Source organism: Providencia sp. PROV267 (assembly GCF_028477825.1).
GTDB classification, from domain to species: Bacteria; Pseudomonadota; Gammaproteobacteria; order Enterobacterales; family Enterobacteriaceae; genus Providencia; species Providencia stuartii.
Window position 1 is genome coordinate 269,991 of record NZ_JAMPLX010000011.1, and the last position, 14,458, is coordinate 284,448.

14 protein-coding genes and 3 tRNA genes are annotated in these 14,458 nt (G+C 40.7%); 4 read left to right on the forward strand and 13 right to left on the reverse strand.

Translation table 11 applies throughout. The annotated features are described in order from the left end of the window. Positions 1 to 73: 73 nt before the first annotated feature. The 6 genes from PR709_RS09905 to PR709_RS09930 form a co-directional block, all read right to left on the reverse strand. On the reverse strand, positions 74 to 310 hold the full coding sequence (locus tag PR709_RS09905) for a major outer membrane lipoprotein (protein WP_004919171.1): 237 nt from the start codon (positions 308 to 310) through the stop codon (positions 74 to 76). A gap of 549 nt (positions 311 to 859) precedes the next feature. Further along, entirely contained in the window at positions 860 to 2,272 is a 1,413-nt protein-coding gene (gene pykF, locus PR709_RS09910) for a pyruvate kinase PykF (protein WP_004919173.1), read from the reverse strand. A gap of 403 nt (positions 2,273 to 2,675) precedes the next feature. After that, positions 2,676 to 2,752: transfer RNA gene (locus PR709_RS09915), tRNA-Val, on the reverse strand. 26 nt (positions 2,753 to 2,778) lie between these two features. After that, a tRNA-Val gene (locus PR709_RS09920) sits at positions 2,779 to 2,855 on the reverse strand. A 27-nt stretch (positions 2,856 to 2,882) separates the two neighbouring features. Continuing rightward, positions 2,883 to 2,959: transfer RNA gene (locus PR709_RS09925), tRNA-Val, on the reverse strand. A 158-nt stretch (positions 2,960 to 3,117) separates the two neighbouring features. After that, on the reverse strand, positions 3,118 to 4,491 hold the full coding sequence (locus PR709_RS09930; protein WP_004919178.1) for an MATE family efflux transporter: 1,374 nt from the start codon (positions 4,489 to 4,491) through the stop codon (positions 3,118 to 3,120). 284 nt (positions 4,492 to 4,775) lie between these two features. Here PR709_RS09930 and PR709_RS09935 point away from each other — a divergent pair, with 284 nt between their 5' ends. After that, complete coding sequence (locus PR709_RS09935; RefSeq protein ID WP_004919182.1) at positions 4,776 to 5,432, forward strand: riboflavin synthase; 657 nt, start codon at positions 4,776 to 4,778, stop codon at positions 5,430 to 5,432. Between the two features lie 168 nt (positions 5,433 to 5,600). On the opposite strand, the gene PR709_RS09940 is transcribed toward PR709_RS09935, so the two are convergent. The 4 genes from PR709_RS09940 to punC form a co-directional block, all read right to left on the reverse strand. After that, the gene (locus PR709_RS09940; RefSeq protein WP_004919184.1) at positions 5,601 to 5,876 is read right to left on the reverse strand and encodes a putative quinol monooxygenase; all 276 of its coding nucleotides are present in this window, start codon (positions 5,874 to 5,876) and stop codon (positions 5,601 to 5,603) included. 26 nt (positions 5,877 to 5,902) lie between these two features. Next, positions 5,903 to 6,658 carry a helix-turn-helix transcriptional regulator gene (locus PR709_RS09945; protein ID WP_272570878.1) on the reverse strand — a complete coding sequence of 252 codons (756 nt, stop codon included), beginning with the start codon at positions 6,656 to 6,658 and terminating at the stop codon, positions 5,903 to 5,905. Between the two features lie 152 nt (positions 6,659 to 6,810). Beyond that, complete coding sequence (gene cfa / locus PR709_RS09950) at positions 6,811 to 7,959, reverse strand: cyclopropane fatty acyl phospholipid synthase (protein ID WP_014658221.1); 1,149 nt, start codon at positions 7,957 to 7,959, stop codon at positions 6,811 to 6,813. A gap of 359 nt (positions 7,960 to 8,318) precedes the next feature. Next, complete coding sequence (gene punC, locus PR709_RS09955) at positions 8,319 to 9,542, reverse strand: purine nucleoside transporter PunC (protein WP_076914612.1); 1,224 nt, start codon at positions 9,540 to 9,542, stop codon at positions 8,319 to 8,321. A 123-nt stretch (positions 9,543 to 9,665) separates the two neighbouring features. Between punC and punR the strand changes: the two genes are divergently transcribed. Next, positions 9,666 to 10,571, forward strand: a complete 906-nt coding sequence (gene punR / locus PR709_RS09960) for a DNA-binding transcriptional activator PunR (RefSeq protein WP_040133068.1) — start codon at positions 9,666 to 9,668, stop codon at positions 10,569 to 10,571. Here punR and purR read toward each other — a convergent pair whose 3' ends face one another. After that, positions 10,572 to 11,597 carry an HTH-type transcriptional repressor PurR gene (purR, locus tag PR709_RS09965; protein WP_014658224.1) on the reverse strand — a complete coding sequence of 342 codons (1,026 nt, stop codon included), beginning with the start codon at positions 11,595 to 11,597 and terminating at the stop codon, positions 10,572 to 10,574. 269 nt (positions 11,598 to 11,866) lie between these two features. On the opposite strand from purR, the gene cydH reads away from it, so the two are divergent. Next, positions 11,867 to 11,950, forward strand: coding sequence for a cytochrome bd-I oxidase subunit CydH (cydH, locus tag PR709_RS19575; protein WP_101495216.1), 84 nt, complete (start codon positions 11,867 to 11,869; stop codon positions 11,948 to 11,950). A gap of 75 nt (positions 11,951 to 12,025) precedes the next feature. On the opposite strand, the gene sodB is transcribed toward cydH, so the two are convergent. Further along, positions 12,026 to 12,604 (reverse strand): superoxide dismutase [Fe], encoded by a 579-nt coding sequence (gene sodB, locus PR709_RS09970; RefSeq protein WP_014658225.1) that lies wholly within the window; start codon positions 12,602 to 12,604, stop codon positions 12,026 to 12,028. A gap of 701 nt (positions 12,605 to 13,305) precedes the next feature. Between sodB and PR709_RS09975 the strand changes: the two genes are divergently transcribed. Then, positions 13,306 to 13,653 carry a Grx4 family monothiol glutaredoxin gene (locus PR709_RS09975; RefSeq protein ID WP_014658226.1) on the forward strand — a complete coding sequence of 116 codons (348 nt, stop codon included), beginning with the start codon at positions 13,306 to 13,308 and terminating at the stop codon, positions 13,651 to 13,653. Positions 13,654 to 13,733: 80 nt separating this feature from the next. Here the strand turns inward: PR709_RS09975 and rnt are convergent, their stop codons facing one another. Next, positions 13,734 to 14,375 (reverse strand): ribonuclease T, encoded by a 642-nt coding sequence (rnt, locus tag PR709_RS09980; protein ID WP_272570879.1) that lies wholly within the window; start codon positions 14,373 to 14,375, stop codon positions 13,734 to 13,736. Positions 14,376 to 14,458 lie beyond the last annotated feature (83 nt).

Here is a 14,458-nt window from a genome sequence, read left to right on the forward strand (position 1 = left end):
AATATCTAGGCCCTCTACATATAAGATTATGCGGTATAAAACAGTAGACTGTTATACCGTTGCTAATTCAAACTTACTTTTTGTAAGAACGAACTTGGTTATCAAGACGTTGGTTAGCACGAGCTGCTTCTTGTTGTGCAGCTTGAACTTCAGCGCGAATAGTCTGGACATCGTTGCTCAGTTGATCAACTTTACCATTCAGAGTTTGCACGTCTGAAGAGAGTTTTTGCACTTCAGTGCTGTTAGAACAACCCGCCAGTAATGCTGAAGCTAGAACGATAGAGCCCAGAACAATTTTAGTACGAATCATTATTTTACCCTCTAGATAGATTTATCTTGAAAATACCAAAGTAAGCGACCAGTAAAATAGATATCAGATTGTTTCTACATCTACTTATTCCATATGAACAACGCAATGTGTTCAGGAATGGTACTTACTTTTTCTTATGCTAGTACTTAATTTCCAGTTTTGCTAGAAATACTTTTAGCCAGACAGTAGGAAAAATAAGAAAAAATGTATTCTCAACTCTCAAGGCTATTATTCAATCAAATCAAACTCTCTTTGAGATATTAGTCTAATATAGCAAATGAATAATAGATTGCAATAACGCCATAAATCAAAACATTCTCTACCGGAAGCATTTTATGTTAAAACAAAACATCCTACCTTATTCGACTAATAGTATAAGTGTTGGATGAGCGAAAATGGCAACCATTTATTGTGCTCAGGCAGAATGACAAACATTCATTTATTGAAACATGACTTAAAAAAACAAAAACGGGAAAAACAAAGTTCTCCCCGTTTTAATTACGCCCTAAACGATGTCTTAAGACGTTATGGATTTTAAGCTATTGCTAATTACAGCACGTGTACGGAAGATGTATTGGTTGTTCCGCTTGGAACTAATGCACCAGATACCATCACAATAGCATCACCTTCTTTCGCCAAGCCGCTATTTAAAGCTGCACGTTTACCTTCGCGGTAAAAATCATCTGTTGATGTGAAACCACCAACCATCATTGGTACTACACCTTTTACCAATAACAACTGACGAGCGGTTTCTTCGTTAGTGGTTAGCGCTAAAATAGGCGCGGTAGGGAAGTATTTACGGACTGATTTGGCTGATTTACCGCCGAAAGTAGCAACGACAATCAGTGGAACGTCTAACTTCTCAGACATCTCAACGGCGCCACGGCAAACCGCTTCGGTGACACGTAGGCGTTGGCCTGGTTTTTGGTTATCAATACGGGTTGGCATGATGCGATCTGTGCGCTCACAAATCGTTGCCATGATAGTAACGGCTTCAACAGGGTATTTGCCTTTAGCACTTTCACCTGAAAGCATCACAGCATCCGTACCATCAAGGATGGCGTTTGCCACGTCGCCTGCTTCAGCGCGAGTAGGGCGTGGGTTTTTGATCATTGAATCTAACATTTGCGTTGCGGTGATCACGACTTTACGTGCAGCAACACATTTCTCAATCATCATTTTTTGGGCGAAAATAACTTCTTCTACAGGGATCTCAACACCCAAGTCACCACGGGCAACCATGATACCATCAGACGCTTCTAGGATATCATCAAAGTTATTCAAACCTTCTTGGTTTTCAATTTTGGAGATGATCTGAATATTTTCGCCACCGTGTTTTTTCAGGTGAGCACGGATTTCTTCCACATCAGAACGTTTACGGATAAACGACGCGGCGACAAAATCGACGCCTTGCTCACAACCAAAAATCAGGTCTTCTTTATCTTTTTCAGCGAGAGCAGGTAAACCAATAGAGACGCCGGGTAGGTTAACGCCTTTTTTCTCACCTAAATCACCATTATTCAAGACTTCACAGATCACTTCTGTCGCGGTGACATCTTTCACTTTCATGCCAATTAAACCGTCGTCGACTAAAACGGTATCACCCGCGTTAAGATCTGCGGTCAAACCGGCATAAGTTACAGCAACTCTGTCTTTATTACCGATAACTGAGGTATCTGTAGTGAATGTAAAAGTTTGACCAGCAACGAGAGAAACATCGTTACCGCCCTCAAGTTTCATGGTGCGGATTTCAGGCCCTTTAGTATCAAGCAGGATAGCGGCTTGTTTGCCAGTTCTCGCACAGACTGCACGTAGATTTTTGATACGTTGACCATGCTCTTCATAGTCGCCGTGAGAGAAGTTGAGACGCATGACATTCATGCCTGCATCAAGAAGTTGGTTCAATTTTTCTTCTGATTCGGTTTTTGGACCGATGGTACAAACAATTTTCGTTTTTTTCATGGCAGTCTATCTAAAGGTTATAAAGGAAATCGGTATTGTCGTCGATTCATGAATACGTTTTGTTGCGCAACGCATTGTATTAAGAATACGCGACAGTCTGGTGTTCAATGCAATTATGTTGTGGATTAGATCACATTTTTTATGCTAATTATTATGATTGTAACCTAATGCACTAAAGCTAACTTACTGATTTATTTTTGATGAAACCTTTCAGCTTGTGCGATTATTATAGACAACAAAAAACTGTGAGACAAATCAAATTTTGCAAAATTGAGTGAAGAGATATTTCAGATCAAAATAATTGAAGATTTTATCGGTGCTGTTGCGCAACACGAGAAGGTGGTCACAAAAACGGTGGAGCAGATAAGAAAACAAGGGAGAAACAGTGAATAACATCGTTGAATGGTGCGTCCGAGTAGACTCGAACTACCGACCCCCACCATGTCAAGGTGGTGCTCTAACCAACTGAGCTACGGACGCATTGTAATATCATTGACGTTGTGAAATGGTGCGTCCGAGTAGACTCGAACTACCGACCCCCACCATGTCAAGGTGGTGCTCTAACCAACTGAGCTACGGACGCATTGCAATTTCATTGACGTTTTTGAAATGGTGCGTCCGAGTAGACTCGAACTACCGACCCCCACCATGTCAAGGTGGTGCTCTAACCAACTGAGCTACGGACGCGTTTCAAAACTGTCAGGGTGACAACGGGAACGAATATTAACGTCCTACCGCCGTTCTGGCAAGGGGAAAATGTATTTTCGTGATAGTTTGCTCGTATTTACCGCGACTAAAGCAAAAATACATTCCCCAATCGAATAATTTGCTTGTTATTCCATCAATTAGCGCGTTGAACGAAGTAAAACAACGCTATCAGGTTGCCTATGGATCCACCAAATACGGGTGGCCATACCCACGGCAGCCGCACTTAGACCCACAATAAATCCGATCCAAAAGCCTTTAGGCCCCATCGCAGGGAAGATAAAGTCAGTTAATGCGAGTACATAACCCACAGGTAACCCTAAAATCCAGTAAGCGGTAAAGGTAATAAAGAAGATAGAACGCGTATCTTTATAGCCGCGTAAAATACCTGCACCGATGACCTGCACCGAATCTGAAAGCTGGTAAATCGCTGCAAATAGCATGAGGCTTGAAGCGAGAACAACTACTTCAGGGCTTTTGTTATACATTAACGCAATAGGTTCACGTAAGGTTGCCGTCAGGATCGCGGTACAGCATGCGACTAATAAGCCAACTGCCAAACTGGTATAAGAAGAGACTTTCGCTGCTTCAGTCGATTGTTGTCCAAGGTTATAACCCACACGGATAGTGGCAGCGATACCCAATGACAATGGGAACATAAACATGACCGAGCTGAAGTTTAATGCAACTTGGTGTCCTGCAACCGCCACGACACCCAGCGGCGCAACCAGCAATGCGACGATGGCAAATAGTGTCACTTCAAAAAATAACGCTAACCCAATAGGTGCACCTAAAACAAAAATACGTTTCATAATAAGTGGGTTAGGGGAAGCAAAGGGTTGTGTCGCCTTAATATCGCGTTGTGAGCCTGCTCTTTTTACGTACCAACGCATCATAATGCACATTACCCAGTAGACTGATGCAGTTGCGACACCACAACCCACACCACCTAATGCAGGCGCACCAAAATGCCCATAAATAAAGATATAGTTAATGGGAATGTTGACCATCAAGCCGAGAAAACCAATCACCATGCCTGGTTTGGTTTTGGATAGACCTTCACATTGGCTACGAAAGACCTGATAAAATAGATAGCCGGGCGCACCCCACATAATCGCATGTAAGAAACGGACAGACTTATCTGCTAGCTCTTCATTAATATGCGGCATGTTACCAATAATTAACTTACTATTATAAAGTAAAAAGATCACACCCAGTGAAAGGAAGAACGCTAGCCATAGCCCTTGCTGAATTTGATTACCAATTAACTGACGGCGACCAGAACCATTCATCTGTGCGACGATAGGTGTCAGTGCCATTAATAACCCCTGACCAAAAAGAATAGCTGGCAGCCAGATAGAAAATCCAACTGCAACTGCTGACATCTCGGTTTCACTGACACTACCTGCCATCACGGTATCCACAAAACCCATCGCCGTTTGTGAAAATTGAGCAAGAATGATCGGAATGCCGAGAGCGAGCAAGCTACGCGCTTCTGTAAAATATTTCTGCACGCATACACCTTTAGAGTAATAAATACTGATTAATAGAATATAGAGAAAGAAATGCTAATGATTTTTGATAAATCAAATAGTTAATAGCAACTTTATATTTTAACTCTTTTGATAACTTAAGCCAATGATCTGTTGTTCTTAATATGAAAGAAAGTTGTGTATGGAGCGGCATGATAATGTTACACAAATTCACACATAGGTTGAGCCAAACCACTCAAATTAGATAGATCTCTAAGAATGTTTAGGTAAACTGAGACTATCAATTCATAGCACTGAGAATCATTATGTTTACAGGTATCGTTCAGGGGACTGCCCCAATTGTTGAGGTTACAGAGAGAGCTAACTTTCGTACCCATGTGATGAAATTTACACCAGAACTGCTTGTCGGCTTAGAGACCGGCGCTTCCGTAGCGCATAATGGTTGTTGCCTAACAGTAACAAAAATAGATGGCGAATATGTTAGCTTTGATTTAATCAAGGAAACACTCAGGCTAACCAACCTAGGTGAATTGAAGGTTGGTGATGTTGTTAACATTGAAAGAGCCGCAAAGTATGGTGATGAGATAGGCGGCCATGTGGTATCAGGCCACATTGTGACGACCGCAGAGATCAGTAAAATCTTCACATCAGAAGATAATCATCAAATTTGGTTGTCTATCTATGACAAAGCATTGATGAAATATATTTTACACAAGGGGTTTGTTGCGATTGATGGGATCAGTCTCACTGTCGGTGACGTAATCAATAACCGTTTTTGTGTACATCTGATCCCTGAAACCTTAGCAAGAACCACATTAGGTTTGAAACGGCTGGGGGATAAAGTGAACATTGAAATAGACCCACAAACTCAAGCGATAGTTGATACAGTCGAACGAGTTTTATTGCAGAAAGAGCAGGAAAAAAAAGCTCAAGAAGCGATTACACAGGCAAGCGATAACTAAATGTCACCCTTTGTATGAGGGAAACTGAAAATGCTATAGCACCGAGGAGTTAGCTGGTGTTATAGCATTAAAAGTCTGATAAGTTTTACTATCTTAAGGGCTTAAGGGGAAATCCCTTGTATTTGCACTTTTGTTGGGTTTTTTAGTACCAAGTATTAATTTGCGCCACTATGCTTTTTCGCTAAAATTAATAGAAATGCTAGCATTATCACGTTCAATTGCTTCAACGAGCCGTTTAAAATGCGCTGACTTTTTATGCATTTCAAGCGCATCGGTACTTTCCCATTCTTCAAAAACGATGTAACCATCCTCTTTAGTGATAAGGTCATATTTAATGCATCCTTGCTCACGACGACTTAGCTTAGCTAAATTTTTGATTATGTCTTTGGTTAAAAATCCATTCTTATTTTCTGTTGTGATTTGTGCATATACAACAATACTCATTCCGTTCTCCTTATGTGTATCGAGAACTATCTTAAAGGGAACTTGGCTTTTGTATTGTAAAAAAACGAATAATGAGACTTCAAAAAAGCAGACGGCGTCATCGTGAAATAACGCTTAAAATCACGATAGAAATGGGACTGATCATAATAGCCTGTTTCTAACCAGCGATAGGTATCTTGCTCGGCAAGCATTGCCTTAAGTAGTTGTTCTAGACGGCAATTTATCTGATATCTTTTAGGGGTAATGCCATATTCTTTTAAAAATTCTTTTTGTATAAAACGTGCGATGTATCCCATTTCATCAGCAATATCATTAATCTTTTTGGTTGGATTTCGGTAGAGGATCGCCAATATATCATCCACTAATTGATGCTGTTTTGAGACTTTCGTCGCATTAAAACAATCAAGGAGTCCTTTAAAGGATGATTTCGATAACTCTTTATACCAAGGATCCTGCCATATATCGGCTAACGCGGTCGGTATATCGGTATAAGTTAAGATGCGTTTAGGTAATAAAAAACGCACGGCATCATGGCGTACACGCAATACCATGAGCTTCCCATGATTAGGCTCTGCGGTAAAAGTGTCGATACGCGGAATAACAAGCTGATATTTGTTGACTTGTTGATGGTGATCAGTAGACAGACGTAACGCTTTGGTAGAAACCCAAATTTCTGCGCCAGTACCAGGAAAAATTTTAATCGGTGTTGTAAATTTCTTGATAATTAGAATCGAACTGATAAAACCATTCAATTCCGTTGGCGGATAATACTGTTTGAGCATAATTCCTACATAGCGAGTTGTTCGAATCACTTATAATAACGTTTTTTAGTCGAAAGACTAATTAAAATAATATTTATGCATTATTAAAGGCTCTATAAAGAGATTCATCTCAATAATAGAGCCTTTATAAGAAGGAATATTCCGTAATTGTGTTACCGAGGAACTCTAATGCCTCCGCTAACGCCGTTCGGACTCCAGAGGATTTGCCACAACTGAATATCTCTTGCTCGGAAAGCGCCAGCACAAGAGTTTAAGTAATAGGTAAACATACGTTTAAAGCGAGGAGTATAATTATTACTTAGTTCTGACCAACTATTTAAGAAGCGTTCATACCAAGCCATTAACGTTTTATCGTAATCAGCCCCAAAATTGTGCCAATCTTCCATGATAAATTTACCTTCACTTGAGTTCCCAATATTTTGAATAGAGGGTAATACGCCATTTGGGAAAATATATTTACCAATCCACGAGTCCACATTGACTTTATTTTTGTTAGAACCAATTGTGTGTAACAAAAATAAGCCATCGTCTTTAATATTTCTACGTGCCACATCGAAATAGGTTGCGTAGTTTTTAGGGCCAACGTGTTCAAACATGCCGACAGAGACGATGCGATCAAATTTATCATTTAACTCACGGTAATCTTGCAAAATGATATTAACGTCTAAGCCTTTACAACGCTCTTGTGCGAGTTTTTGTTGCTCTTTAGAGATAGTGACCCCTGTAACAGAGGCGCCATAATGGCGAGCGGCATAGGCGCTTAAGCCTCCCCAGCCACAACCAATATCTAAAAGGCGCATACCCGGCTCTATTTGCAGTTTGCGACAAATTAGATCCAATTTATTAATTTGTGCCTGTTCAAGTGATGTCGCATCATGCCAATAACCGCAAGAATACTGCATATAAGGGTCAAGCATTAGGGTAAAAAGATCATTACCCAAATCATAGTGCTCTTCTCCTACAATCCAAGACCGTTTTTGGGTTTGCAGGTTTCTTAGGCGCGCCATAGCGACTTTCATGATATCGGTAAGGTTATTCGGCAGCTTAGTGTCGAGTTTCGCTTGCAATACTTTATAGAAAAATATATCTAAGCGCTCACAGTCCCACCAGCCGTCCATATAACTCTCGCCAAGACCGAGAGACCCTTTTTGTAAAACCCTTTTATAAAAATCGGTATTATGTATTTGAATATCGAAAGGGCGAGAGCCGTTTATTTCTATGCCTGCTTGGTTTAATAAAGACTCTGCGATCCTTTGCCAATTCGAAACTTTCGCTTTAGTTTCATCTACACAAGTGCTCATATGCTCTCCAACTTGAGATGAAGGTTTTTGAGATAGAATTTCAGTTTGCTGAAAGTGTAGGGTTGCGAAGAATAGCTTCACAAAGACAGGAGCGCATTTATACCGTCGCGCCCTGAGTTTAAACCATCAATATTTATTAACTCAAAAATCACTTCGGACTAAGTATTATCCGAGTATAGAAGCGATAGTTTTATTTAACAATGGCGAAAAATGTCACTTTAGCCAGAAAAGTAGAATTTGAAAGTAAATATACAGAATTGGAATGTCAAATAAAGAGTGGATGATTTTAAAAAGACGACTTAATTAGGTTTTTTATTCCAAATCAGCCACTACAGAGTAGTGGCTGATAGCAAAATTAGTTATTGAGGCTGATATTCTGCATTTTTCCGTGATGATTCAGTGCAATCTTTTGTGTTTTGAACAAAATAACCAATAATCATTGGTAATATTGTTATTGCCATGACACCTGTTGTGGATAGTAGCGGATCAAAAGGTAATGCGGAAACTAATATACTGGCGACAAAACACAATCCCAGTTGTAAGGTATTTTGCAATGCGGCAGCTTTACCACTTGCCTGAGGGTAGGCATTCAGTGCTTTTGAAACTGCAATTGGGTAAGAAGCACCGTTCATTGCTGCCATAAAACAAAAGGGGATTAAGATCATGGTTAGGCTTGGTGTGGTATAAATTGCCATTACAAACAGAATTGACATACTCACAGCATAGCCGATCAATAATAATGGAAATAAGATTTCAGCACGGACTTTGATTAATAAAAAACGACATCCATAACCACCAATAATAAAGGCAAGAGTTTGAGGAATATAACTCAGACCAATATCTGCTGGGTCAAAACCCATATTTCTTAAAATAAAAGGTGACCCCGTTAACCAAGCAAAGAAACCGGCACTACAGGATGCGTAAACCAAAACGTTACCACTGTATATACGTGAGCTGAGTAATTTTAAAAATGAAACGGACTCTTTTCCTGATGTACTACTAGTGATCTCTTTTGGGGCAACATTTTTTAATAAAAATGTCGGAAGTAATAATAAAACCCCAACGGCCATTAAAACAACAAAGATAATTTCCCAATCATAATGCTCAAGCACCCATGCACCCAATAAAGGCGCCAAAGCAGGAGAAAGAGCAACTAGGGGCATAATGGTCGCAAACACTTTTTGCGTACTAGAGGAGTCATAACGGTCGATAACTAGTGCTTGCCAAAGAACGGCTGCACTACAGACGCCAATTGCCTGTAAAAAACGTAAGATAAGCAGTTGTGTTGCACTGGTGACCCATAACATCCCTAAACAACTTAAAATAAAGAGTGACAAACCGGCAATGAGGATCGGTTTACGACCTAGCTTATCCGATAAAGGCCCCCATAGCAGTTGAGCAAGGGCAAATCCCCCTAAGAAGATACTTAGAGAAGCACTAATTGCGCCTTCAGAAGTATTTAATGCAGTTTGCATTGACCCAAATGCGGGAAGATACATATCAATAGCTAAGAACCCTAGCATACTCAACCCAGCAAGGTAGAACATAAAGCCTGGGGAGTTTTTTGTCGCTGTATTTGTCATGGCAGATTACTTATCTAAAATTTACAAAATTGTTAATAGATACCCTATTGTATAGGTTGTATTTTTACATTGTGAAACGGTAATATTTGGAATGTGCTATCAAAATTTTTGAAAGGTATCGTTATGTGGTCAGCTCATTCCTTAGAAGTGATTGATGCAGTTGCAAGAACTGGGAGTTTTAGTGGTGCAGCAGAGGAGCTTCACCGAGTGCCTTCTGCGATTAGCTATACGGTCAAGCAAGTCGAGGAATGGCTTGCAGTACCGATATTTGAGCGCCGTCACCGCGATGTTGTTTTAACAGAGGCTGGGGAAATATTTATCAAGCAAAGTCGATCTGTTATCAAAAAAATGACACAGACACGCCACCAGTGTCAGCAAGCCGCAAATGGCTGGCGAGGGCAGTTTAGTATTGCGGTTGACTGCATAGTGAAACCTCAACGAACGGAGCAATTGATCCTCGATTTCTATCGCCACTTCCCAGACATTGAGTTGTATATCCATCCTGAAGTTTTTAACGGTGTTTGGGATGCGCTTGCGGATGGGCGTGTCGATGTGGCCATTGGTGCAACACGCGCCTCACCGATCGGCGAACGCTATAGTTTTCGCGATATGGGGTTTATGTCATGGTTATGTGTTGCCAGTCCTAACCACCCATTAGCGCAGTTAAAGGGAGGATTAACGGATGACCAAATGCGTGAATACCCAAGTCTATGCCTTGAAGATACATCAAGGAACCTACCCAAACGCGATACATGGGCACTAGATAACCAGCGGCGTTTAGTCGTGCCATTTTGGGAAAATGGAATGGCGTGTTTAGTGAATGGGTTATGTGTTGGGATGGTACCTGAACACCGCGGAGCGCCATTTTGTGACGCTGGAAAGCTTGTGCCATTACAATTAACACAGCCGTTTCCGCCAAGCCCATGCTGTTTAACTTGGGTTGAAAAAAATACCTCACCGGCGTTGAGTTGGTTACTTGAATACTTAGGAGACAGTGAAACACTCAACGCCGAATGGCTAGCTCCTTAATTAGCGGCGGTAATCGATGAACGGACCATCAGCCACTGAGCGCCGTTCAACTAAACGTGGATGCACTTCGATTGTTTGTGCATCTTCACGTTTATTCACTATGCGATCTAGCAACATAGCGAATGCCATTTGGCCTAAGCGTTCTTTAGGTTGATGTATTGTGGTTAATGCAGGGGTGAAATAACGTGCATTGCGCACATTATCATAACCTATAATGGAAATATCTTGAGGAACCCGTAGCCCCATTTCGTCAGCGGCACAAATGGCGCCCATCGCCATGATGTCACCACCACAGAATACGGCAGTGGGTTTTTGCTTATTACTCAAAATTTGCATCATGGCTTTATAGCCTGACTCAGGTTCAAAGTCGCCTTGAACAATCCATTCGTCACGTAAAGTGACCTTCGCCTCTTCCATGGCCTTTTTAAAGCCAGTGAGCCGCCCAATCCCTGTATTTCTTTCCAAAGAGCCGGGGATCACCGCAATATCGCGATGGCCTCGGTCAATTAAGTAACGACCCGCGAGATAGCCGCCATGGAATGAATTATCAATGATACTGTCAGTAAAGTCACCGCGTGATGTTCCCCAATCCATAACGACCATTGGGATGTTACGGTAATCTTCTAACATATTGATTAGTTTATCAGGATATTCAGAACACATGACGAGTAGGCCATCGACACGTTTTTGTGCCAGCATCTGTAAATAAGCTTGTTGTTTACCTAAGTTATTATGCGAATTACATAAAATTAGAGTATAGCCTTTCTCATAACAACTGTTTTCAACAGACTCAATGACCTCAGCAAAATAAGGTGCCTCACTCGATGTCGCGAGCAAGCCGATGGATTTTGTATGATTAACTTTCAAACTACGAGCAACGGCACTCGGCGAATAATTGAGTTCTTTTATTGCAGCCCAAACAGCAGCCTTAGTATCATCGGCTACAAAGCGTGTTTTGTTAATTACATGGGATACGGTTGTGGTGGAGACGCCAGCGCGCTTCGCCACATCTTTAATCGTTGCCATGGGGAAAAAAAACTCCTGACCAATAAGCGGTCTTGTCATGAATTCTTATTAAAAATTACCAGCATATTGAGGCATAGTACCTTAACTGGCAATAATTTAGCGATTTGTTATCGATTTTGTCTGATCTAGCGCAAAAACAAAAGAAATAATTGATGTTATAACCTGTGATATAGACACTGGTTTTTATAAATCGTCATGTCATACTTATTTAACCATGTTAAAGTTATGGTTATGTTGCTGGTTAACTGTTCGTTTGATGAGAGGAACTCATGGATACAGATTTTAAATTTGGATTATTAGCAGCGTTAGGTTCTTTGGCTGTGATCATTGCTTTTGCAGTACATATTTTCTAATTTTGCCTTTTAAATAAAGGTAGAATGAATAAGGGCGAGTGAATACTCGCCCTTATTGTTAGTGATAAAAATCAATTAAGCTAGATTTTCTTCAACAAATTTCCAATTAACCAGCGCCCAGAAGTTCTCTAAATACTTAGGACGTGCATTGCGGTAGTCAATATAGTAGGCGTGCTCCCAAATATCGACAGTAAGAAGAGGTTTGTCATCACCAGAGATAGGGGTGCCAGCGTTAGAGGTATTTACAATCGCTAAGCTGCCATCAGTTTTTTTAACTAACCAAGTCCAACCAGCACCAAAGTTTTTGGTTGCTGCATCAGTGAACTGCTGTTTAAATTCAGCGAAAGAACCAAATGCTTTGTTAATCGCTTCTGCGACTTTACCTGTTGGTTCCCCGCCAGCGTTTGGCGCTAAGCAGTTCCAGTAGAAAGTGTGATTCCAAACTTGTGCCGCATTGTTAAAAATACCAGCATCTGAGGTTTTAATGATCTCTTCCAGTGATTTACCTTCGAAAGCAGTACCTTTGACTAAGTTATTCAGGTTAACAACATAGGTATTATGGTGTTTACCATAATGGTACTCGAGTGTTTCTTCCGAGATATAAGGTTCTAGAGCATTCTTAGCATAAGGTAGAGCGGGTAGTTCAAAAGACATTGCGTACTCCTTGTTTAGGTGTAAAACAACACATATGGGTGTAGTGCTCATAAAGTTGAGCGAATATTTTTATAGCCATGATCATGCTGTTAATGTGCATAAACTGAACATTTATGCGGCATGAACTATTATTTAATATATTAATAATAGCACGATATGGCTGCCTGATTGTAGGCTTAGTCATTATAGGGTTATCTTAACAAATCTTACTGATAAATACACCGTAAAATCATAGGGATATTATTTTATCAGCAGAGTTTCACCGTAACTGTAAACGGGGATATGAACGTATGGCTTTTCAATAGCGGGTGGATGACTAACGTGTAGTTAGCTCATAACTGCTGTGGCTCTCCTGATTGTTCCCTAATACCAAATAAATTTGTGAGATAGGCTGATAGTTCAGTGAGACTGTTATTCGTTGGTTTTTTATCATCGCGGGAGAGTATGGTAGGAAAAGAGTGATACAGAGCAGGGAGCGTGCTAGGTAGTAGATTTATTTGACTTGAATCATAAATAAGTCACAATACAAGCAAACCAAAGGAGGGGCTTAACACCCCTCTTTTTCATTCGTAATCGCAGCTTAACTCATTGATGTATTAAGAGTGAAATGTAGTATTATGTAGTATGTTTTTTGTTCTGTATTTTTTATCTTATTGAAAAACAAAAAATATACTAATTATATTAATGTTAAGGAAGTAAAAATGACGACAATTGAAAGAATCGAACGCCAGATTAAAGAAAACCCAATCCTGCTGTATATGAAAGGCTCTCCTAAGCTTCCTAGCTGCGGTTTTTCTGCTCAGGCAGTTCAAGCGTTATCTGCTTGTGGTGAACGTTTCGCTTATGTCGATATCCTGCAAAATCCAGATATCCGTGCAGAGCTACCAAAATACGCAAATTGGCCAACATTTCCCCAATTATGGGTTGACGGTGAATTAGTAGGTGGTTGTGATATCATCATGGAAATGTATCAGCGTGGTGAATTACAGTCACTGATTAAAGAAACAGCAGACAAGTACCGTCCTGCTGATGAGACGAAAGCTGAGTAATCTCGTCATTAATGTATCTAAAAAGACCGTATTAAGCGTTTAGACTAATACGGTCTTTCTATTTCGGATACGGCTATTTTTTACTCTCGCTCCGCTGGTGGCCATCCACCGAGCTTTTTCCACTTATTAACTAACTCACAAAAAAGAAGAGCAGTGCGGTTTGTATCATACAAAGCGCCGTGAGCCTGCTTACCGTCGAAAGGGATCCCTGCTGCGACACAGGCCTTAGCTAAAATCGTTTGCCCAAAAACAAGGCCACTTAATGCAGCGGTATCAAAAGTCGCAAAAGGGTGGAAAGGGTTACGTTTTAAACCCGCACGTTCAGCGGCATTCATGACAAAGCTGTGGTCGAATGTGGCGTTGTGAGCCACAATGATAGCTCGATTACAATCGGTCGCTTTCATCCCTTTTCGTACCATTTTAAAAATGGCATGCAGTGCTTCATACTCACTAACAGCACCACGTAAAGGGTTAGTTGGGTCAATCCCCGTAAAAGCTAACGCAGCGGGTTCTAAATTAGCCCCTTCAAAGGGTTCAACATGAAAATGAAGTGTTTCATCAGGCGATAACCAGCCATCTTTATCCATTTTGAGCGTGATGGCGGCAATTTCAAGTAGACCATCCGTTTTGGCATTAAACCCACCAGTTTCTACATCAATGACAACAGGGTAATAGCCCCTGAAGCGGCTAACCAGTGCGTTAGGATTATTTTTATCAGACATTAGGCTTTCATTTTAGGTTTCCGGTTGTTGGTTATTATGCCAAAAACCGAAAAGTTTTGCAGATAAACTCACACTAGGCAGCA

Bases quoted from the DNA above. Each gene is read 5' to 3' on its own strand.
- PR709_RS09905 (WP_004919171.1), bottom strand. From the start codon at position 310: ATGATTCGTACTAAAATTGTTCTGGGCTCTATCGTTCTAGCTTCAGCA.
- pykF (WP_004919173.1), bottom strand. From the start codon at position 2,272: ATGAAAAAAACGAAAATTGTTTGTACCATCGGTCCAAAAACCGAATCA.
- PR709_RS09935 (WP_004919182.1), top strand. From the start codon at position 4,776: ATGTTTACAGGTATCGTTCAGGGGACTGCCCCAATTGTTGAGGTTACA.
- PR709_RS09940 (WP_004919184.1), bottom strand. From the start codon at position 5,876: ATGAGTATTGTTGTATATGCACAAATCACAACAGAAAATAAGAATGGA.
- PR709_RS09945 (WP_272570878.1), bottom strand. From the start codon at position 6,658: ATGCTCAAACAGTATTATCCGCCAACGGAATTGAATGGTTTTATCAGT.
- cfa (WP_014658221.1), bottom strand. From the start codon at position 7,959: ATGAGCACTTGTGTAGATGAAACTAAAGCGAAAGTTTCGAATTGGCAA.
- punC (WP_076914612.1), bottom strand. From the start codon at position 9,542: ATGACAAATACAGCGACAAAAAACTCCCCAGGCTTTATGTTCTACCTT.
- punR (WP_040133068.1), top strand. From the start codon at position 9,666: ATGTGGTCAGCTCATTCCTTAGAAGTGATTGATGCAGTTGCAAGAACT.
- purR (WP_014658224.1), bottom strand. From the start codon at position 11,597: ATGGCAACGATTAAAGATGTGGCGAAGCGCGCTGGCGTCTCCACCACA.
- cydH (WP_101495216.1), top strand. From the start codon at position 11,867: ATGGATACAGATTTTAAATTTGGATTATTAGCAGCGTTAGGTTCTTTG.
- sodB (WP_014658225.1), bottom strand. From the start codon at position 12,604: ATGTCTTTTGAACTACCCGCTCTACCTTATGCTAAGAATGCTCTAGAA.
- PR709_RS09975 (WP_014658226.1), top strand. From the start codon at position 13,306: ATGACGACAATTGAAAGAATCGAACGCCAGATTAAAGAAAACCCAATC.
- rnt (WP_272570879.1), bottom strand. From the start codon at position 14,375: ATGTCTGATAAAAATAATCCTAACGCACTGGTTAGCCGCTTCAGGGGC.